At 68.1% G+C, this 20,291-nt stretch carries 17 protein-coding genes; 11 read left to right on the top strand and 6 right to left on the bottom strand.

Features of this window, described 5'->3' with window-relative positions; all coding sequences use genetic code 11:
* The 4 genes from SM191_RS16015 to gloA all read left to right on the top strand — a co-directional run.
* Positions 1–1,043: HlyD family secretion protein (locus tag SM191_RS16015; protein ID WP_341507053.1), on the top strand; the 1,043-nt coding region annotated here is incomplete at its 5' end.
* A complete protein-coding gene (locus SM191_RS16010) occupies positions 1,040–2,431 on the top strand; it encodes an efflux transporter outer membrane subunit (protein WP_341507052.1) in 1,392 nt (463 codons plus the stop codon). The genes SM191_RS16015 and SM191_RS16010, both read left to right, overlap by 4 nt.
* A gap of 85 nt (positions 2,432–2,516) precedes the next feature.
* Positions 2,517–2,942, top strand: coding sequence for an organic hydroperoxide resistance protein (locus SM191_RS16005; RefSeq protein WP_307002802.1), 426 nt, complete (start codon positions 2,517–2,519; stop codon positions 2,940–2,942).
* Between the two features lie 73 nt (positions 2,943–3,015).
* Positions 3,016–3,531 carry a lactoylglutathione lyase gene (gene gloA, locus SM191_RS16000; RefSeq protein WP_445949875.1) on the top strand — a complete coding sequence of 172 codons (516 nt, stop codon included), beginning with the start codon at positions 3,016–3,018 and terminating at the stop codon, positions 3,529–3,531.
* 6 nt (positions 3,532–3,537) lie between these two features.
* Here the strand turns inward: gloA and SM191_RS15995 are convergent, their stop codons facing one another.
* The 3 genes from SM191_RS15995 to SM191_RS15985 form a co-directional block, all read right to left on the bottom strand.
* The gene (locus SM191_RS15995) at positions 3,538–4,035 is read right to left on the bottom strand and encodes a hypothetical protein (RefSeq protein WP_341507051.1); all 498 of its coding nucleotides are present in this window, start codon (positions 4,033–4,035) and stop codon (positions 3,538–3,540) included.
* Between the two features lie 214 nt (positions 4,036–4,249).
* On the bottom strand, positions 4,250–6,967 hold the full coding sequence (locus tag SM191_RS15990; RefSeq protein ID WP_341507050.1) for a TonB-dependent receptor: 2,718 nt from the start codon (positions 6,965–6,967) through the stop codon (positions 4,250–4,252).
* Between the two features lie 290 nt (positions 6,968–7,257).
* Positions 7,258–8,070, bottom strand: a complete 813-nt coding sequence (locus tag SM191_RS15985) for a ferredoxin--NADP reductase (RefSeq protein ID WP_267432738.1) — start codon at positions 8,068–8,070, stop codon at positions 7,258–7,260.
* 329 nt (positions 8,071–8,399) lie between these two features.
* Here SM191_RS15985 and SM191_RS15980 point away from each other — a divergent pair, with 329 nt between their 5' ends.
* Genes SM191_RS15980 through SM191_RS15970 form a run of 3 tightly spaced genes read left to right on the top strand, consistent with a single transcriptional unit; the run spans position 8,400 to position 10,676 of the window.
* Complete coding sequence (locus SM191_RS15980; RefSeq protein ID WP_307002811.1) at positions 8,400–8,747, top strand: hypothetical protein; 348 nt, start codon at positions 8,400–8,402, stop codon at positions 8,745–8,747.
* Positions 8,744–10,309, top strand: coding sequence for a PepSY-associated TM helix domain-containing protein (locus SM191_RS15975; protein ID WP_341507049.1), 1,566 nt, complete (start codon positions 8,744–8,746; stop codon positions 10,307–10,309). The genes SM191_RS15980 and SM191_RS15975 overlap by 4 nt, the downstream gene beginning before the upstream one ends.
* A complete protein-coding gene (locus tag SM191_RS15970) occupies positions 10,302–10,676 on the top strand; it encodes a DUF3325 family protein (RefSeq protein WP_341507048.1) in 375 nt (124 codons plus the stop codon). The genes SM191_RS15975 and SM191_RS15970 overlap by 8 nt, the downstream gene beginning before the upstream one ends.
* Here the strand turns inward: SM191_RS15970 and SM191_RS15965 are convergent.
* On the bottom strand, positions 10,582–11,517 hold the full coding sequence (locus SM191_RS15965; protein WP_341507047.1) for a glutaminase: 936 nt from the start codon (positions 11,515–11,517) through the stop codon (positions 10,582–10,584). The two genes, SM191_RS15970 and SM191_RS15965, sit on opposite strands and share 95 nt — an antisense overlap.
* Positions 11,518–11,632: 115 nt before the next feature.
* On the opposite strand from SM191_RS15965, the gene SM191_RS15960 reads away from it, so the two are divergent.
* Positions 11,633–12,934, top strand: coding sequence for an MFS transporter (locus SM191_RS15960; protein WP_341507046.1), 1,302 nt, complete (start codon positions 11,633–11,635; stop codon positions 12,932–12,934).
* Here SM191_RS15960 and SM191_RS15955 read toward each other — a convergent pair.
* Together SM191_RS15955 and SM191_RS15950 are read right to left on the bottom strand one after the other, a co-directional pair.
* A complete protein-coding gene (locus tag SM191_RS15955; RefSeq protein ID WP_341507045.1) occupies positions 12,892–13,647 on the bottom strand; it encodes a DeoR/GlpR family DNA-binding transcription regulator in 756 nt (251 codons plus the stop codon). The two genes, SM191_RS15960 and SM191_RS15955, sit on opposite strands and share 43 nt — an antisense overlap.
* Before the next feature lie 187 nt (positions 13,648–13,834).
* A complete protein-coding gene (locus tag SM191_RS15950; protein WP_341507044.1) occupies positions 13,835–16,636 on the bottom strand; it encodes a TonB-dependent receptor in 2,802 nt (933 codons plus the stop codon).
* A 202-nt stretch (positions 16,637–16,838) separates the two neighbouring features.
* Between SM191_RS15950 and SM191_RS15945 the strand changes: the two genes are divergently transcribed.
* From SM191_RS15945 to SM191_RS15935, 3 genes are all read left to right on the top strand, one after another.
* Entirely contained in the window at positions 16,839–18,074 is a 1,236-nt protein-coding gene (locus tag SM191_RS15945; RefSeq protein WP_341507043.1) for a histidine-type phosphatase, read from the top strand.
* Between the two features lie 158 nt (positions 18,075–18,232).
* Entirely contained in the window at positions 18,233–18,913 is a 681-nt protein-coding gene (locus tag SM191_RS15940; protein ID WP_267433045.1) for a response regulator transcription factor, read from the top strand.
* Positions 18,914–18,933: 20 nt separating this feature from the next.
* Positions 18,934–20,277, top strand: coding sequence for a sensor histidine kinase (locus SM191_RS15935; RefSeq protein ID WP_341507056.1), 1,344 nt, complete (start codon positions 18,934–18,936; stop codon positions 20,275–20,277).
* Positions 20,278–20,291: the final 14 nt, after the last annotated feature.

Genomic DNA, 20,291 nt, shown 5'->3' with positions numbered 1-20,291 from the left:
GACCAGCAAGGCGATCGCGCGCGCTGATCGCCTTGCTGGTCATCGGCGGGGTCGCGGCGGTGCTGGCAGCGTGGCGACTGCCGCCCTTCGCGACCGATCGCCAGTCGACCGACAATGCCTATGTGCGCGGGCGGACCACCGTGATCGCGCCGCAGGTCAGCGGCTATGTCACCGCCGTGCTGGTCAAGGATTTCGAGACGGTGCGCGCCGGACAGCCCCTCGTCCGCATCGACGACCGCATCTATCGCCAGCGCGTCGATCAGGCGACCGCCCAGGTCGAGGCGCAGGCGGCGACGCTGGCGAACAGCCGACAGGCCGCCGCCTCGCGCACCGCCAGCCTCGCCGCGCAGGACGCCGCCGTCGCCAATGCCGAGGCGCAGCTGATGCGCGCGCGGGCCGACATGGCGCGGGTCGACGACCTGGTCACCGACGGATCGGTGAGTTTGCGCGAACGCGACCAGACGCTGGCCACGCTGCGTCAGGCGCAGGCCGCGCTCCGCCAGGCCCAGGCCGCGCGCGAGATCGCCCGCCAGGATATCCGCACCGTCCAGGTCGGGCGCGGTGGCCAACAGGCGGGCGTCTCGGGGGCCGAGGCCGCGCGGCGGCTGGCACAGATCGACCTCGCCAACACCGTCATCCGTGCACCCGAGGATGGTCGCCTGTCCGAAGTCGGCGTGCGGCTGGGCCAATATGTGACGGCGGGATCGCAGTTGATGTTCCTGGTGCCGCCCGAAACCTGGGTCATCGCCAATTTCAAGGAAGCCCAGACCGCGCGCATGGCGGTGGGACAGCCCGCCAGCTTCACCGTCGACGGGCTGAACAATGCCCGGCTGAAGGGCCATGTCGAGCGGATCTCCCCTGCCGCCGGGTCCGAGTTCGCGGTGCTGAAGTCCGACAACGCCACCGGCAACTTCACCAAGGTGCCGCAGCGTATCGCGGTGCGCATCCGCGTCGATCCGGGCCAGCCCCTGGCGGCGCGCCTGCGTCCCGGCATGTCGGTGCAGGCCAGCGTCGACACCTCGGTTGGACCGAGCGTGCGATGAGGTGCGGCATTGCCCTTCCCCTTGCCGCCGCGCTGTTACTGGCGGGATGCATCGGCCCGCGTCCGGAACGCCCCGCCGATACCTCCGTGGTGCCGCCCCCCGCCTGGCGCACATCGCTGGGACCGGGCAGCCCGATCGCCGCCGACTGGTGGCAGGCCTTCGGCGACCCGCAATTGACCGCGCTGGTCTCGCGCGCGCTGGCGGACAGCCCCGATCTGGGGAGCGCCGCCGCACGGGTGGAGGAAGCACGCGCCCAGGAACGCCTCGCCCGTGCGCAGCTTTCGCCCAACATCACGGCGGGCCTGCCGCTGACCGAGGGGCGCAGCGTCACCGCCTTCGGCGCCGGGCTCGACCAGTTCGGGTCGCAGCCGGTCGTGCAGGCCAGCTACGACTTCGACCTGTTCGGTCGGTTGCGCAACGCCCGCGCCGCCGCGCGCGCGCAATTGCTGGCGACCGAGGCCGCGCGCGACACCGTCCGCCTCGCCCTCGCCGCCGGGGTGGCGAGCGGCTATGTCACCTTGCGCGCACTCGACCACCGGCTGCACATCGCTGAGGAGACGCTGGCCGCGCGCGCCGACGCGCTGCGCATCGCGCGGCGGCGGGCGACGACGGGCTATACCTCGAACCTGGAATTGCGGCAGGCGGAGGGCGAATATCGCGCGACCGAGCAACTGGTCGCCGCTGCCCGGCTGGCGGTGACGCGCCAGGAAAATGCGCTCAGCGTCCTGATCGGCGGCGTGCCCGGCCCGATCCCGCGCGGGCTACCCATCGACCGGCTGGTCCGTCCCGCCATTCCGGACGGCCTGCCCGCCGACCTGCTGCGCCGCCGACCCGATCTGTTCCAGGCGGAACAGGCGCTGGTCGCTGCCGATCGCTCACTCGACAGCGCACGCGCGGCGATGCTGCCCAGCCTGGGGCTGACCGGCTCGGCGGGCGTGGTGCTGTCCAGCGCGCTGGCCGACCCGATTACCATCTTCTCGATCGGGGGCAGCGTGCTCGCGCCCATCTTCGACGCCGGACGGCTGCGGGCACAGGCGGATGCCAGCGTGGCCCGGCGCGATCAGGCGGCCTATGCCTATCGCCGCACCGCCCTGACCGCCTTTCGCGAGGTGGACGACAGCCTCGCCTCGGTCCGGCGCTCGGGCGAGCAGGCGGTGGCGCTCGCCGGGCAGCGCGCGGCACAGGCGGACGCCCTGCGGATCGCCTCCAACCGCTACCGCGCGGGCTATTCCTCCTATCTCGAACAGCTCGATGCACAGCGTGGGCTCTTGAACGCCGAACTGGCGCTGGCGGAGGCGCAGGCCAATCGGCTGACCGCCTATATCACGCTCTACCAGGCGATGGGCGGCGGCTGGTCCCCCGATGCGATCCGCGCGACGCAGCGGTAATTGGTCCGTCATGGAACGCCCAGGGCCTTGACGCGCTGACGCCAACGAACCGATTCTGGACCGAACCGGCAATGGGAGATTCGATATGGGCGTGAATGTGATCTACAAGACCAGGGCCACCGCGACGGGCGGCCGTGACGGTGCGGCGCGGTCCGAGGACGGCTCGGTCGACGTCAAGCTGGTCGTGCCGAAGGAAATGGGCGGACCGGGCGGCGACGGCGCCAACCCGGAAAAGCTGTTCGCCGCCGGTTACTCCGCCTGTTTCCTGGGCGCGATGAAGGCCGTGTCGGGCAAGGAAGGGGTGAAGGTGCCGCAGGACGCGACCGTCACCGCCGAGGTCGGCTTCGGCCCGCGTGAGGAAGGCGGCTATGGCATCACCGTCGACCTGCTCGTCAACCTGCCCGGCGTCGATCGCGCGGATGGCGAGAAGCTGATGCATGCCGCGCATCAGGTCTGCCCCTATTCCAACGCCACCCGCAACAATGTGGATGTCGGCCTGACGCTCGCCTGAGCCTCCGCCATTCCCTATCCAGAGCCCTCCGCCCGGCACACCGGCGGAGGGCTTTGCCGTTCCGAAGGACCCGATGATGACCCGCCCCACCGGCACCGAAAGCTTCGCACTCAATCAGACGATGCTGCGCATCCGCGATCCCGAGCCCTCGCTCGCCTTCTATCAGGACGTGCTCGGCATGACGTTGCTCCAGAAGCTGGACTTCGAGGAGATGCGCTTCTCGCTCTACTTCCTCGCCTATCTCGCCGAGGGAGAGGCGATCCCCGAAGACCCCGCCGAGCGCGCCCGCTTCATCTTCAATCGCGAGACCACGCTGGAGCTGACCCACAATTGGGGCACCGAGTCGGACGCGGACTTCAAGGGCTATCATGACGGCAATAGCGAGCCGCGCGGCTTCGGCCATATCGGGATCAGCGTCGCCAACGTGGCGGAAGCCTGTGCGCGGTTCGAGGCGCTGGGCGTGCCCTTCAAGAAACGCCCCCAGGACGGCAAGATGAAGGACATCGCCTTCATCACCGATCCCGACGGCTATTGGATCGAGATCCTGTCGGCGGGTGGCATGGCGGACAGCATCAGCACCGCCGGCTGACCCGGATCACAGCGCTGCGCGCGGCTGGTCGCGCAGCGTCATCCGCTCGATCAGCGGACGCAGCGAGGTCAGCCATCGCCGCACACCCTCGCGCGTCTGCTCGCTCAGGCTGAGCAATGCCAGGCGCCGGTCGGTCGGGTGCGGCGCGCTTTCGAACATGCCCAGCGACACCAGCATGTTGATCCAGCGGACCGCCGTGGTGCGTGGTACGCCCGATGCGCGATAACAGGCGCTGGTTTCCACCGGTCGCCCCGCCTCTTCCTCCAGGAAGACGAACAGCAGCATGTCGAATGCCGGGTCGGCGAACAGGCTGGCATCGAAAAATCGGCCGATCCCCTCGCGCGCGGAGCGGACCACCCGTCCGATATCCGCCGGGGCTATCCGCGCCTCGTTCTCGCTGCGCACCAGCGATTCGACCAGGGCCAGTTCGTCGCGTATCCGACGAAGCCGGTCATCGATCCCCGCCGGTTCGGCGTCCACCCCTGCATCGTAGTGGTCATCCATGACCTCCACTCTCCGACCCATTTTCCGCACCCCATCGTCCGAGATCGTGCGGCTCTACGACATACGGACCGCTATTCCGGTTCCGCTGCGTCGCCGCAATTCACCAATTAACCTGATGACGGCAAAATTAGAGTAGGTTAACCAAAAACTTAATCTTCCGATCCGGAAACGATCCCAAAATGGACTATTATTCGCGGCAGAAGATCGGCGGGGATCAGAAGAAGAGTTTGCGGATCGACAGGCGAACGGTGCGGCCCAGCGGATCGAGATAACCGGGCTGATAACCGATCGGAACCGTGCCCGCGCCGTCGGTCACCCGCTGGCGCTGGTTGAAAAGATTGTCGACCGACAGGCTGATCCGCGTGCCCCGGACCCAGGGATGCGCGCGGACCAGGTCCAGCCGCTGCCCCAGATCGGCGAACAGACGGAAATCGACCGTCGCCAGACTGCTGAAATCCAGCGCCTGTGGATTGGCGGGGGTGCCGCCATTGACCCGCGTCGCGCTCTGCCAATTGCCCGAGAAGCGCACGCCGATGCCATTGTTCGAATAGCCCGCCTGCGCCTCGACCTGATGGCGCGAGGTGCCACCGCTCGACCCGATCGCATCGCCGCGCAGCAGGTCGAGCACGGGGCCACCCGGTGCCGCATTGGCCGTCCCGGGTGCGCCGCCGGGCGCGCCCGGGCCTTCGCCACGCGGCCCCTCGCCCCCCGGCCCTTCGCCACGCGGGCCCCGTCCGCCGGGGAAGCTCATCCCGGCAAAGGGATTGGGGCCGGTGCCGGCGCGGAAGGCTTCCAGTTCCTTCTGGATCTTCGACTTGATGGGGCGTGAGACATTGACGCCCCAGCGCAGTTGCGACCGCTCGGTCCGGGCGAAGTTGATCGGGCGGGAATCGACGCGCAGCAGATTGCCCGAGCCGTCGCGCGAGAAGCGATCCGGGAAGGCCGCCTCGATCGCCGCGGTCGGCGTCGGGAAGGAGGCGATCGGATCGTCGGTGTCGATGCGGTAGTAATTGGCGGTCAGGTTGATGTCCCGCTCGCGCCACGGCTTCAGGGTCAGGCCCAGCTTCATGACATGGCGATTGTCCGCGACCAGCGCCGGATTGCCGCCCGTCACCGCCGTGATCGTCGCGGTCGTGCCGCTGACATAGTCGAACAGGCGGACATTGGGCGTGGTGATCGTCGGATTGCCCAGTTGCTGCGCGGTCGGGGCATCCTCCTGATCGGTCCAGGACGCGATGAAACGCACCCCCTCCAGCGGATTCCAGTTCGCACCGTAACCCACCGTCGTCAGCGTGCCGAAGTCCGACAGATGGTCCGCGCCGACATTGAGGTTCAACGACAAATTGCCGATCGCGCCCAGCACCTGGCGGTCGCGATTGGCGATGGGCAGGTCCAGATTGACCTGGCCGTTGACGATATCGCGCGATACGTCGCCGGTCTGGACCAGCCCGAACCGGGTCGAGCGGCTGGAGAAATCGGTCGTCTGCCCGCCCAGCTTGACGCTGGCCTGCACATCGCCCGCCGGCAGGGCGAAAACGCGACCGTTGAGCAGCGCGTCGACCTCGCCCGATGATGAGGTCGACCGCGCGAAATTGCGCGCGGCCAGCCCCAGTCCGCTCAGCGGACCATAGGGATTGGCGGTCGGATCGCCCGCGTTCAGCCGCGCCTGCAAATCGGTCACGTCCAGCCCGGTATCGGTCGCCACCCGGCTCTCGGCCCGGTCATAGGCCCCGGTCAGCGACCAGCGCCACTTGCCGATATCGCCGTTGAACGCGGTGCCCAGATGCGCGGTCAGCCCGGTGTTGTTCTGCACCAGCGGGCCATAGGCATCGCTCAGCCGCGCGACCGTCGCGCTGGTCGCAAAGGGCGAATAGGGATTGCCCGCGGGGACCACCAGATTGGCCGAGGGCAGGCCGTTCCAGCTATTGCTCTGCGTCGTCTGCACCTCGGCATTGAACGAGGCCGACACCTTGTCGAAGATGTTGCGCGCATAGACGATATTGGCGTCCCATTGCCGCTGCGCCGATTGCAGCGTGCGATAGGGGGTGACGTCGGTGCTGGTCGCCGGGCTGCCCGCAAGCTGGGCGAGGCCGGGCGCGGCGGTCAGGCCGGTCGGAAGCCCGACCACGCTGGGGCTCGTGCCGGTCAGCGCCGCGAGGCCCGGATCGGCGGTGACGATATTGCCGCCAAGCGACGCGTTGGACGAGGGCGCGACGATCCCCCGCTCCGCCTCGGTCAGGCGCGAGGTTTCGGAATAGTCGGTATGAATGCTCAGCCGTGTGTCACGCCGGATCTGCAACTGGTCGAGCCGGAGCTGCCCCATCGCCGAGCCCCCTTGCGTCGGCACCTTGCCGATCGCCTCGACCGCCAGCGAGCGGAAGCGCGGGCGCAGGACGAAATTGACCACCTTCTGATCGGCGCGATAGCCGTATTTCAGCGCGACTTCCTCAGGCAGGATGTCGACGCGCAGGATCGCCTCGGTCGGCAGGTCGCGGATTTCCTGAAAGCCCGCGATCCGGCGACCGTTGAGCAGGATCACCGGCGATCCGCCGCGCCCACTGGTCGTCTGCGGCGCCAGTTCGGTCATCAGGTCGGCGACGCTCGACACGCCGTAACTGCGGATATCGGCGGGGTTCAGTTGCTGGTCGGGCGGGATGTCGCCTGGCACGCGCCCCGGTTCGCGCCGGGCGGTGACGACGACATCGCCTTCCTCCGCGCCCTCATCCTCCGCGTCGGGGTCGGAATGGGTGGGAGCGGCGGTGGAGGGGGCGGCGGGCGTCTGCTGCGGCGGGGCGGCGGTGGTCGCCGGAGCCGGAGCCGCCCCATCGGTGCCGGCGGGCGTTTGCGGGACAGCGGGGGACGTGGTCGCCACCTGCGCCTGCGCGATCGCCGGCATCGCACTCGCCAGCATCAAACCCGCCCATAGCCGCATCGATCGTCCCTCTTCCCACTCTTCGGGTTTCGGGCGTTAGGACGCAAATGTCGCACAAATGTGCCGTGCGGGACGACATTTGTCGCGGGCGTGCAGAAGGATAGATTCTCCACGACCCCGGCGAAGGCCGGGGCCCAGGATCGGTGCAGTTCACGGTATGCGGATATGAGGCGGGGGAGGCCATCGCGACCAGCTCGCTTCTGCCTCCCCCGCCTTGTCGCTATGCCACCTCACCACCTCGCAACTGGGCCCGGCCTCTGCCGGGGGCGTGCTGGTGGCAAGGGCGGCGCTTAACCCGCGAACGCCTTCTCGATCACATAGGCACCCGGCTGCGCGTTCGAGCCCTCGGGAAAGCCCATTTCCTCGAACTTGGCGCCCAGCGACTTGATCATCTCCATGCTGCCGCACATCATGATCCGGTCGGTTTCCGGGTTGAAGCCATGCGCGCTGGGCAGCCCCGCGAACAACCGGCCATCGTCGATCAGCGCGTCGATCCGGCCCGAGGTGTGGAAGGGTTCGCGCGTGACGGTCGGGACATAGTGGAATTTCTCCGCCGCGACGTCACCGACCAGGGGATCGTCGGCCAGCTTGCCCGCCAGCTCGTCATGGAAAGCGAGATCGCTGACCCGGCGGACCGAGTGAACGATGATGACCTCATCGAACATGTCGTAGATATCGGGATCGCGCGCGACCGACAGGAAGGGCGCCAGGCCCGTGCCGGTCGACAGCATGAACAGCCGCTTGCCGGGCAGCAGCGCGTCGGCGACCAGCGTGCCGGTCGGCTTGCGGCCGAGATAGATCTGGTCACCCGGCTGCACCTTTTGCAGCTTGCTGGTCAGCGGGCCGTCCTGGACCTTGATCGACAGGAAATCGAGCTTCTCGTCATAGGCCGGGCTCGCCACCGAATAGGCGCGGAGCAGCGGTTTGCCGTTGTCGCCTTGGAGGCCGATCATCACGAACTCGCCCGACCGGAAGCGGAAGCTGTCGGGGCGCGAGACCGAGAAGGAGAAGAGATGCTCGTTCCAGTGATGGACGCTCTGAACCGTCTCGACGCTCAGCGCGGTGGTCGGGGTCAGTTCGGGCAGGGCAGTATCGGTCGACAAACCTCAAAACTCCTTTGCGCCCCGCGCCCGTCGATCGTTCGTCGGGGCGGGCGGATACGTCATGGGCGAATGAATCGGGTGGCCCTTACCAAGAATAGCGCAGGCTGCCTACAAAGGTCCGCCATGCCCCATAATAGCAGCCGTTGTTGAGGAAAGGGCCGGTGACGGGCCGCGTAGCGAACCCGTCGGGCCGGAATGCCGCCCGCCAGCGGGGCCGTCCGCCCAGGAGCGCCGTGCGAAGGCGATGCATAAATTTTTCCCCTGCTATTGATAGTGACTCTCAAATACTGCTAAGGGCCTGCCCGTGAATTGACAAGGGGTAAGCGCGGGTGGCGTCACGCCAAGCCATTGACGAACGGGCCGGACAGGCCTCGCGGGGCACCCGCACCCGGTGGTTTGCCGGGACGGCGATGGCGTGGCGCTGGTTCACCGCGATCGTCGGCGGTTATGGGTTCGCGGTGGCCGCCGCGATGCTGACCGCGCGGATACTCCCCGCGCCCGACACTATGGCGCGAATCGAGGTGACGGGCTGGCCGATGCTCTTGTCCTTCCTGGTCTATGCCGGGATCGGATTATGGGCATTGCACGAGATTCGCTTGCGGCGGGTCGGCGCGGTGGTCTGGGGCGGCGCGATCGTCATGGCGGGCCTGATCTGGTGGCTGGGCACGCGGGCATGAGCGAGGCGACGATGTCCGGCCAGCGCGGCTGGCGACAGACGATGGCCTGGGCGCATGGCTGGCTGGGCCTGATCGCCGGGTGGATCCTGTTCACCATGTTCCTGACCGGCACTTCGGCCTATTTCCGGCCCGAGATCACCCAGTGGATGCAGCCGGAGATTCGCCCCGCCACGGCGTCGACCGGACAGGCGGCGCAGTCGGCGGTGCGCCATTTGTCGCGGATCGGTCCGGACGACCTGCAATGGTATATCTATCTGCCCGATGGCCGGACGACCGCGACCCGCGCCTTCCGCATCCCCGCCAAGCCCGATCGCACACGGCGCGGCGGCGAGCTCGACCTTGATCCCGTCAGCGGCGCCCCCCTGACCGCGCGAGAGACGCGCGGGGGCGAGCATTTCTATCGCTTCCATTTCCAGCTTCAATTGCCGCACCCCTGGGGCCGCTGGCTCGCCGGGCTGTGCGCGATGGCGATGCTGGGGGCGATCGTCTCGGGCGTGATTACCCATAAGCGCATCTTCGCCGACTTCTTCACGCTGCGCTGGAACAAGGGGCAGCGGAGTTGGCTGGACGCGCACAATGTCACCGCCGTGCTCGGCCTGCCCTATCATGCGATGATCACCTATACCGGGCTCATCACGCTGGTCACCATGTACATGCCGTGGCCGGTCCTGATGAATTATGCCAAGCCCGCCCAGTTCCTTGAGGTCGCATACGGCACGCCGGCGGACGTCGCCGCCAGCGGCGTGCGCCGTCCGCTGGTCGCGATCGCGCCGCTGGTCCGCGATGCCGAGCGGCGGATGGGCGGACAGGCGACGCGGATCATCGTGCAGAATCCGGGCGATAGCGCGGCGCGCGTGACCATCGCGCAAGGATCGCGCGGCGCGATCAGCGCGCGGACGCCCACCGTCACCTATGACGGCGCGACCGGCCGCTTCGTCGCCCAGACCGGCCAGGTCGCCTCGGCGATCGGGACGGCGGGCGTCCTGCTGGGCCTGCATCTGGCGAGCTTTGCCGGACCCGCGCTGCGCTGGGCCTATTTCGTGATGGGCCTGACCGGCGCGGCGATGGTCGGCACCGGCCTGCTGCTCTGGACCGCCAAGCGACGCAAGCCGGGCGCGACGCCGTTCTTCGGGCTGAAGCTGGCCGAGCGACTCAACATCGCGGTGATCGCCGCCTTCCCCAGCGGCATGGCAGCCTATCTGCTCGCCAACCGGCTGATCCCCGCCGGGATGGAGGGGCGCGCCGAGATGGAAGTGTCCGCGATGTTCTGGACCTGGGGCCTGCTCGCGCTCGCCCAGTTCGGCCTGCCCGCGCGCCGCGCCTGGACGGCCCTGTTCGTCGTCGCCGCCGCCCTGTGGAGCGCGATTCCGATCGTCAACGCACTGACCACCTCGCGCTGGCTGATCCCTTCGCTGCTCGACGGCGATCACCTGTTCGTCGCTTTCGACCTCGCCTGCCTCGCCATCGGGATCGGCTTCGCCGTCGCCGCGCGGGTCAGTGCCCGTCCCGCCGCCCGTACTCCCACACGGACCCGCCGTACCCTGGAGCCCGCCCATGCTTGATACGATCGCGCTTTGCTTTGTCGGCTTCTGGCTGCTCGCCGCAGGCTCTTATCGCCATGCCAAGGATGCGGGCACGCTGCACGATGCCCGGTTGCGTGGTGGATTGAAGCTGTTGGGCACGGCGGTGCTGCTGCTGGCGCTGTCGGGTTGCGGGACGCAGATCACCGGCGAGCGGATCGTGCGGCTGCTGGGCGCGGCGTCGATCGGCGGGATCGCGCTCAACCTGATCCTGTCGGTGCGCGCGAGCGCGGCCTTCGCCCCCTTGCGCGCGGTCAACCGGCTTGCGGGTCGAACACGGACCAGCCGGTCCGCTGCACCAGCCGTTCGAGCGCCAGCGTACCAAGCTGCGAATTCCCGCGCGCGTTGAGGCCGGGCGACCAGACGGCGATCGAGGCCCGGCCGGGCACGATCGCCAATATGCCGCCGCCCACCCCCGATTTCCCCGGCAGGCCGACGCGGAAAGCGAATTCGCCCGAGCCGTCATAATGGCCGCAACTCATCATCAGCGCGTTGATCCGCCGCGCCCGCTGCGCTGACACGACCGAGCGCCCGGTCCCCGGATGGAGGCCCCGCGCCATCAGATAGCGCCCCGCCAGCGCCAGTTGCCGACAACTCATCGCCAGCGCACAGAAGTGGAAATAAACCCCCAGCACCCGCTCCACGGGATGATGGAGATTGCCGAAGGCCCGCATGTAGTGCGCCAGCGCCTGGTTGCGGTGCCCCGTCTCCATCTCTCCTCGCGCGACGACGGCGTCGATGACGATGTCCTCCTCCCCCGCCAGCGCCCGGACGAAGCGCAGCATCTCGCCGATCGCCTCGCGCGGCTCGTACCCGCCGAGCAGCACGTCCGCGACCACGATCGCGCCCGCATTGATGAACGGATTGCGCGGGATGCCGCTTTCGGTTTCCAGTTGCACGATCGAGTTGAACGCCGTCCCCGACGGCTCGCGCCCCACCCTTCGCCACAACTGGTCGCCGACCGCGCCCAGCGCCAGGGTCAGCGCGAAGACCTTGGAGATGCTCTGGATGGAGAAACTCTCTTCCGCATCCCCCGCCAGATGACATTGCCCATCCGCCTCGACGATGGCGATGCCGAAGCGGCGCGGATCGATCCCCGCCAGCGCGGGAATATAATCCGCCGGTTTGCCCCGGTCGGGCGCGTCCGCCATTTCGGCGGCGATATCGGCGACGATCGCGGACAGGTCCATGGTCCTCTCGTGCCGTGGGACGTTCCCTTTGTCGAGCGCCGCGAACCCGTCACAAACCGGGGTTAGGGAGCCGTCGCTTCCTCCCAAAGCACCGAAACGGACCGAAATCAGTATCATGCGCGATAGGGACACCACCCCGCCCGCCCCCGGTTTCTGGACGCTCGCCAGCGTCGAGGGATGGGAACGTTGTGCGATCCAGGGCGCCAAGTCGCTGCTCACCCTGTTCCTGCTGACCGACCTGCTGGCACGCGGCCATGCGGTGGTCGGCCTTGCCGAACTGCGCATGGCGGTCGGGCGGATGACCGGCGCGCAGGGCGACATCGCCTTCGCCTCGCAGCTTTACGGGCTGTACGGCGCGCTGACCTATCTGGTCCTGCCGCTGGGCGGATGGATCGCGGACCGCAGCGGGCGGCGACGGACCGCCATGTATGGCGGCGCGCTGCTGATGGCGCTGGGGCTGTTCGCGCTGGCGAGCCGGACCTGGGCGCTGGCGGGGCTCGGGCTGCTGATCGCGGGGATCGGGTTGCTCAAGGGCAATCTCGCCGCCGAGGTCGGCGCATTGCGCGGGAAGGCCGGTGGCGACCGGCTGTTCGCGGCCTATCTCGCCTGCCTCAACGGCGGGACGTTGCTGGGGCCGCTGTTCGGTGGATGGCTGGCGCTGAGGTTCGGGTTCGCCGCCGCCTTCGTCGCGATGGCGGCAGGCATGGGGGTCGCGATGCTGCTCCTTCGCACCGCACCGCGCGTGGCGCTGCCCCCGCCCGCGCCGGGGGAGGATCATCGGACCGACTGGGCGCGGGTGGTGCCCGCCATATTGGGGGTGACGCTGTGCTTCTGCGCCTATGAGCAGTTGACCAACATGGTGCTGGTCTGGGCCGAGGCGCGCGTCGATCTGGCCGTCGCCGGGGTCGCGATCCCACCGAGCTGGCTGGCGGCGGCGGACGGGCTGTTCACCATTGCGCTGGCGCTGCTCGCCTATCGACTCGGGCCGCGGCTTGCGCGGCATGGCCGGGAGCCGGTACCCGCGCGCAAGCTGGTCGCCGGGGGCGTAGCGATCGCACTGGCCTATGCCCTGCTGGCGTCTCTGTCGGGCGGCGCGGGACGGATCGGACTGGGCGGGCCGATCATGGCGGTGCTGTTGCTCGACATCGGCGTGGTGCTCGCCTGGCCCTCGGCGCTTGCCATCGTCAACGCCGCCGCGCCGCCCGCCCGCCGGGGGCTGATGACCGGGCTATTCTATCTCCACGGCTTCGTCGCGCATCTGGCGGTGGGGCAGTTGGGCACGCTCTATCCGACGATGGACCAGCCGCATTTCTGGCTGGTCCATGCCGCCTTCGCGCTGGCGGGGGCGGGCGTCGCCCTGGCCATTCCACGCGGTCAGGCGACCACCACCTCCACCCCGGCCAGCGCCTCGGCATAGGCCGGGGCCAGCGCCACGTCGGTCACCAGCATCGCCACATCGGCAAGCGCCGCCACCTGGATCGTGCCCGGCCGGTCGAATTTGCTCTGGTCCGCCGCGATCAGCGTGCGGCGCGAGCGCGCGATCATCATCCGGCACACGGCCGCCTCCCCGCTGTGATAATCGGCAAAGCCATGGTCGAGATTGACCGACTCGACCGACAATATCGCCAGCGCGGGCGTGAACATCGCCAGATAGTCGCGCGCGGTGGCATCGAAACAGGCGCGATACTCGTAATCCATCTCGCCCCCCGCCAGCATGATGCGGTTGTCGTTGCGCCCGCCCAGTTCGGCGGCGACCCCCACCGCATTGGTGACGACGGTCAGCCGCTGATGATCGCGAAGCGCACGGGCGACATAATGGCCGGTGGTGCTGGCATCCAGATAGATGGTCTGCCCATCCGCCACGAGTTGCGCGACGGCGGCGGCGATCCGCTGCTTGGCCTCGGCATGGCGTTGCAGGCGGGTGGCGAAGGAGCCCTCCGTCTCCACCTTGGCGATGCGCACCGCGCCGTGCGCGCGCACCACCGCCCCCGATGCCTCCAGCACGCGCAACTCACGCCGCACCGTCTCCTCGGACACCGACAGCGCCTGGGCCAGTTCGCCGATACCGTGAAAGCCACCCTCTCCCAGAAGCGCCACGATCTCGTTCTGGCGGCGCTGTCGCTTCATCATCGCTTTTCGGGCTCCTGTTATCGGTGCGATGCTAGTCGCCACCGCGTGTCGGTCAATCGCTCGTGGCATTCGGACAGAATCGCCACAGGCCGCACACAAAGACGCCGATGGCGCAAAGGCCATCGGCGCGAAGGTGCGATCCGGTGCCGGCTCGGAGCAGGCGCCGGATCGGGGGAGGGTCAAAAGGTCAGAAGGCGTAGGTCAGGTTGAGCATGTAGATGCGCCCCGTCTCGACATAGCCGCCCTTGCGGTCGTTCGAGAGATAGGCCTTGCGCTCGCTGGTCGTCGCCCAATAGCTGTGCTCGTTGAACAGGTTCTGCACCGACGCACCGATGGTCAGGCCCGAGGGCAGCGTATAGTTGACGATCAGGTTCGAGATGGTCGTCGGCTGGATATAGGTGTCCGGGCGGCTGGAGCGCAGATCGTACAGCCGGTCGCCGGTATAATTATAGTTCCACTCCGCCGCGAACCCGCCATGGCTGTAGAACAGCGCGGCGTTATACATCACCTCGGGCGCCTGGGTCATGCGCTGCTGACGGTTCTGGCCGTTGACGAAGACGTTCGCCTGCGCCTTTTGCAGCGTGACGTTCGCCTGAAGCCCCAGTCCGTCGAGCAGACCCGGCAGGCCCTTCAGCGAATAGCGGCCGAAGAATTCCACGCCATAGATCTTGCCGGTGGCGTTGGTGGTCAGGCTCGACACCTCGACCCCGCCCTGCTGTTCCGACTGGGGATTGCCCCAGATGTTATAGTCGCCGCCCGCATTGGTGGTGCCGGTCGCGAACAGGACATGGTTCAGCCTTTTGTAGAAGGGGCTGACCGAGAAGAAGTCGGTGCCCTGCCCCTTGATCTCCAGCGAGGTGTCGTAATTCCACGAGGTCTGCGCATCGAGGTTGGGGTTGGGGATGAACACCCCGGTCAGTTCGTTCAGATCGTTGCGCGTCACCCGCGTCGGGCCAAGCAGCAGGTCGAAGGCCGGCCGCGAATAGCTTTTGCGGATCGAGGCGCGGATCACCACCGCGTCATTGGGGCGGTAATTGGCGATGACGCTCGGCAACCATTGGTCGTAATGGCGGGCAGATGTCACGAACTTGCCGGTGTCGTTGCCCTGATCCTGCCAATAGGTGCCCTTGAACCGGTTATATTCGTAGCGGACGCCCGGCACGACCTGGAGATCGCCGAACTGCAAGGTCGCCATGACATAGCCCGCCAGCCGGTTCTCACGCCCGTCGAGGCGGTTCTCCTTGAGTTTCACGGGATCGAGATTGGCGAGTTTCGGGGTCGAAAGCTTCGCCACCTGGTTCTCGATATAGTCGGTATCGATCAGGAAGATCGGCACCTGCGCCGCGCCGTTCATGAACCCGCCGAGCAGCCGTCCGGGCAGCGAGGTCAGCGCGGGGCCGGTCGCGGCATAGCGCGGCGAGTTGCTGCCATCCGCATTGGGGAAGGTATATTGCAGCGCGCCGTCGTCCCCCAGCGCATTGGCGTAGCGCTTGGCATCCTCGACCTTGGCGCCCGCCGCGATCGACACCAGCCCCTGATCGGCATGGTGCCAGCTGGTGTCGAACTGCCCCTCCAGGCGGCGTTCCCAGGTATTCTCGAACTGCTGGGTGACGTACCATTGTTTCAGCTTCGACAGGTCGGTCAGATAGGCGCGCGCCGCGTCGGTCAGCACCACCTGGGGCGCGGTGCGGTCGCCGATCGAGGTGACCATGCGGTACGCCGCCGTACCGCTGTTGGTCGCGGTGCCGATATAGGGGCGGCCCGCGAAACCCGACTGGATGCGCAGGGGATAATCCTGCGACCCGCGCGAATAGGCGCCGTGATAGTCGAAGGTGAAATCGCCCGAGCGCGTCTGGCCGCCGACCTTGGTGGTCACCAGTTCCTGCTTGCTGTGTTCGGTGCGGAAATAATGCGTCGCGGTCAGGCCGTAATCCGCACGGAAGCCCGCCGCGTCATAAGAGCCGTTACCGGGGTTCGGACTGATCTGATCGGGCGCCAGGCTGGTCTGGCGCAGCGCGGTCTGGTCCATCCAGCTTTTCAGATTGTACCGGCCATAGGTGGAGTGCCAGTAGAGGTCGGTCCCCTCGCCCTTCCAGTCGAAGTTCAGCGTGCCGCCCATCCGCTCGATCCGGTTGCGGAAGGACTGCCACTGCACGCCGCGCGGGAAGAGATTGTCCAGATTGTCGCGGATCATGCCGGGGATGTTGGTGTTATATTTCTCCCAGTCATGCTGCATCGCGGTCGACTCGCCCAGCACGTGCTTCAGGCCGTAATAGGCCGAGGCATAGACGCCGAGGTCGCCGAGACGCTGCGCGGTTTCGACCTGCACGGTGCCGCCCCAGGGATCCTGGCGACGCGCATCCGCACGCCCGGCAAGCTGGCCCTGAAGGCGGATCTGGGTGCGGTGGTTGGGCAGGTCGAACGCGGTGATCGGCACCATGTCGATGATGCCCGCGATCGCATCGCCGTCGAAGCGCGCGGTCGGCGCCTTGTCGACCCGCACGGTCTGGAGCGAGAAGGGCGAGAGCAGGTTCATCGAGATGGCACGGGTGCGCGCATCGGTCTGTGCCAGCCGCACGCCGTCCAGCGAATAGGCATTGTACGACGTGTCGAGGCCGCGGATCGAGACATATTGCGCCTCGCCCGTCGCCGCCGCGTTGCGCGACTGATCGACCGAGGAGCTGATGCCCGGCAGGCGGGTCAGCAGGTCGGCCAGATTCTGCTGCGGCTGGAGGCGCAGTTCCTCGCCCGACACGACGGTCGCCAGCGACTGGCTGCGAAGCTGTTCGTCCTGCGCATCGACCATGGCCTGGCGATGGCCCTTGACGATCACGTCCTCGCCGACCTGCGGGTCGGGTTCGGCCGTGACGGGCTCGGCAACGATCGGCGCGACCGGATCGGCGGCCAGTGCCGGTCCGGCGATCAGAAAGGTGGCGGCGGTGCCGCACAACAGGCGCACGACATGCGCCCGCTTGAACGAAGCGGTCATGGAAATTCCCCCTGGAACAATCGTGATGGCGACGCCCCCCGGGCGCCTTCGATGGCCCCGCTAGGGACGGGCTGTTACAACGTGATGACTTATTGACCGTTTTTTGATGACATTCGGAAATTCGGTCGTTCTTTGCGATGATGGGCGGCAATGTTCGAACCAATGTCACAGTTCTGACCCCGAAATTCGGCAGAGACGCCCCATGTCCATCATGCCCGCCACCGCCCGCCGCCTCGCCCTGATGCTGGCGCCGTTCCTCTTTTCCGCCATCGCCACGCCCGCCGCCGCGCAATCGGGGGACGTGCCCAGGGGCATGACCTTGGACCGCGTGGTGATGCTGATGCGTCACGGCGTCCGCGCGCCGCTGGACGGCGAAGTGCCGCACGGCACCCGCACCGCCCGGCCCTGGCCCCTATGGTCCACCCCGGAAAGCGAGCTGACGCCGCGCGGTGCCGAAGCGCTGGCCATCGAGGCGCGTGCCGACCGGGCGGACTGGATCGCGCAAAGATTGCTCTTCGCGAAAGCCTGCCCCGCGCCCGGCACGGTACGCATCCGGACCAACAGTTCGTCGCGTACCATCGCGAGCGGGGCCGCCTATGCCAAGGGCCTCGCCCCCGGCTGCACCCTGCCCGTCGAGCACGAGCCGATGGGACAGGTCGATCCGCTGTTCGAGCCGCTACGCGCCCGCGCCACCCGCTTCGACGCGGCGGCGGCGGTGGCGGATATCGATCGCTTCACCGGCGGCATGGATGCGCTGGTCGCGCGGCACCGCGATGCGTTGCGCCTGCTCGACGCCGTGCTGGGTTGCGGCGATCCGGCGGGCTGCGATCCGGCGGGGCCGACGCGCCTGACGCCGTCCGCCGATGGTCATGGCATCGACCTGACCGGTCCGATCCGCACCGCATCGGGCACCGCGCAGGTGCTGCTGCTGCAATATGCCGAGGGGCTGTCGCCCTCGGTCGGAGGGACGCCGGTCGATGGCGCGGTGCTGGCGCGACTGGGCGCGGTCCATGCCGCGCTGTTCGACGTCTATTCGCGCTCGCCCTATATGGCCGCGCACCAGTCGGCTGCGTTCGGGCGCCACATGATCGCCGCGCTGACCGAGGCCAAGGGGCCGAAGCTGGACATACTGGTCGGGCACGACACCAACGTCACCGCGCTGGCGGCGCTACTCGGTTTCGATCTGGTCGCGCCGGGCTATGCGGTCAACGACGCGGCGCCGGGCGGCGCGATCCTGATCCGGCGCTGGCATGACCGGGCGGGCAAGCCCTTCGTCACCCTCGCCTATCGCACCCAGTCGGTCGAACAGATCCGCGCCCGGTCGAACGCCGTGACGGTGACGCCGGTGCGGGTGCCGGGGTGCCCGACGGACGCGCCCTGCCCGCTCGACCGGTTCGTCGCGCTGTTCGGGGACAAACTGGCGCCGCTCGCGGAATGATCGTCGCGCCGGTTCTGGTTACCGGGTGAAATTGCCGTCATCCGCCGACATGGACATGGACGTCGCGGGCCGATTGATCCAACGCGTTCCGACCGGGACGACTTGTCGATATAGTCTGAATCGACAGGGCAACCGGAACGACGATTTGGAAGCTGTTGATGAGTCTGCACCTGATTCTCGTCGAGGACGACGAAGACTATGCGCAGGGGCTGGCCGCCGACCTGAAGGCGATGGGCCACCGGGTCGAACGTGCCGGTGACGGGCGACAGGCGCTCGCCGCGCTCGACCGCGAGCAATATGACGCGGTGATCCTCGATCGGATGATGCCGCGCCTCGACGGGCTGTCGGTGGTCGAGACCTTGCGCGCACGCGGGATCACCGTGCCGGTCATCATGCTGACCGCGCTGTCCATGGCATCGGACAAGGTAGACGGGCTGGAGGCGGGGGCCGATGACTATGTCGTCAAGCCGGTCGCCGCCGAGGAACTGGTCGCGCGTATCCATGCGGTGATGCGCGGTCGCCGCTGGATGGTCAGCGAAACCGACACGATCCGCGCTGGCGATATCGTGGTCAGCCCAACCAGCTTTCGCGCCTGGCGCGGCGGCCAGCCGATCACGCTGGCCAATCTGGAGCTCAAGCTGCTGGCAGAACTGGCGCGCCATGCGGGGGAGGTGCTGACCCGCGCCATGCTGATCGAGCGTGTCTGGGGCTATGATTTCGAGCCGGAGACCAACATCGTCGACGTCTATATCCGGCGGCTGCGCATGAAGCTGACCGAACAGGGCGGCGCGGACCCGATCGAAACGGTGCGCGGGATCGGCTATTCGCTGAAACCATGATCGAACGCGCGATCCGGCGGATGAGCTTGCGCAGGTTGACCGCCTGCGTCCTGATCCTGTTCCTGATCGCGACGGTGGCGACCGGCCTATCGATCCTGGCGGCCAACCGCGTCACCGTGGCGCGGCTGGTCGATCAGCGGATCGAGGCGATCGCCGAACTGGTGCTGGAGAGCGATGCCGGGCAGGCCATGGTGCCGACCCCCGAAATACAGGCCCGCATCGCCACCTTGTCGGGCGCGCGCGATACCGGCGATGTCGGCCTGTTGCTGCTCGATCCGGCGGGGCGGACGTTGGGCGGCAACATCACCCTCCGCCGCCCCCTGCCACTGGGTCGATCCGACCTGCGCGAGCGGGACGGGATCACCGGCCTGTCGCATGGCCGCGCGCTGGTTCGCGAGGCGGGCGCGGGGCGGCGGCTGGTCGTGGTCGCGGAAACCGAGCCCTTCGACAGCTACCGCGCGACGCGCACCCGCATCTATCTGATCGGCTTCGGGTCGATCATCCTGATCGTGTTCGGCGGGGTCATCGCCTTTTCCCTGCTGGTCAGCCGCCGGATCGGCGACCAGCGGCGCACGGTCGAGGCGATCATCGCAGGCAACATCCGCCACCGTGTGCCCGTCACCGGATCGGACGACGAGTTCGACCGCCAGGCCGCCGCATTCAACCGGATGCTCGACCGGATCGGCGCGTTGATGGAGGGATTGCGCGGCGTCTCCAACGACATCGCGCACGATCTGCGCACCCCCCTTGCCCGGCTTCGCGGACAGGTGGCGCGGATCGCCCAGGAAGCGCACGACCCGGTTCAGGCCGAGCGCGCCTCCGCCGCGCTGGCGCAGTGCGACACGCTGCTCGCCATGTTCGCCGCTTTGCTGCGTATCGCCGAGATCGAGGCGGGGCACCGGCAGGCGGGCTTCGCGCCCGTCGATCTGGCGGCGCTGGTCGAGGAGACCGCGACCATGATGATCCCCGTCGCCGAGGAGGCGGGACAGCGGCTGGGCGTCACCGCGACCGCGCGCCCGACCGCGTTCGTCGGCGACCGGCAGTTGCTGATCCAGGCGCTGGTCAACCTGATCGGCAATGCGATCAAATATGGTGCGCCGGGCGGGGCGATCCGCGTCGCGCTGGACAGAGCAGCGGACGGCGACGTGACGTTGAGCGTCGCCGATGACGGCCCCGGCATCCCGCCCGAGCAGCGCGCACAAGCCCTGCGCCGTTTCGGGCGGCTCGATTCGTCGCGCGGACAGGCCGGGCATGGCCTGGGCCTGCCGCTGGTCGCCGCGATTGCGCGGCTGCATCGCGGGCGGCTGGTGCTGGGCGATGCGAAGCCTGGGCTCCGGGTGTCCCTGATAATGCCCTGCCGCTAGAACGGACCGAAGGG

This window comes from Sphingomonas sp. 2378, assembly GCF_038084995.1.
GTDB lineage: Bacteria > Pseudomonadota > Alphaproteobacteria > Sphingomonadales > Sphingomonadaceae > Sphingomonas.
This window is presented reverse-complemented; position numbering and strand designations above follow the sequence as displayed.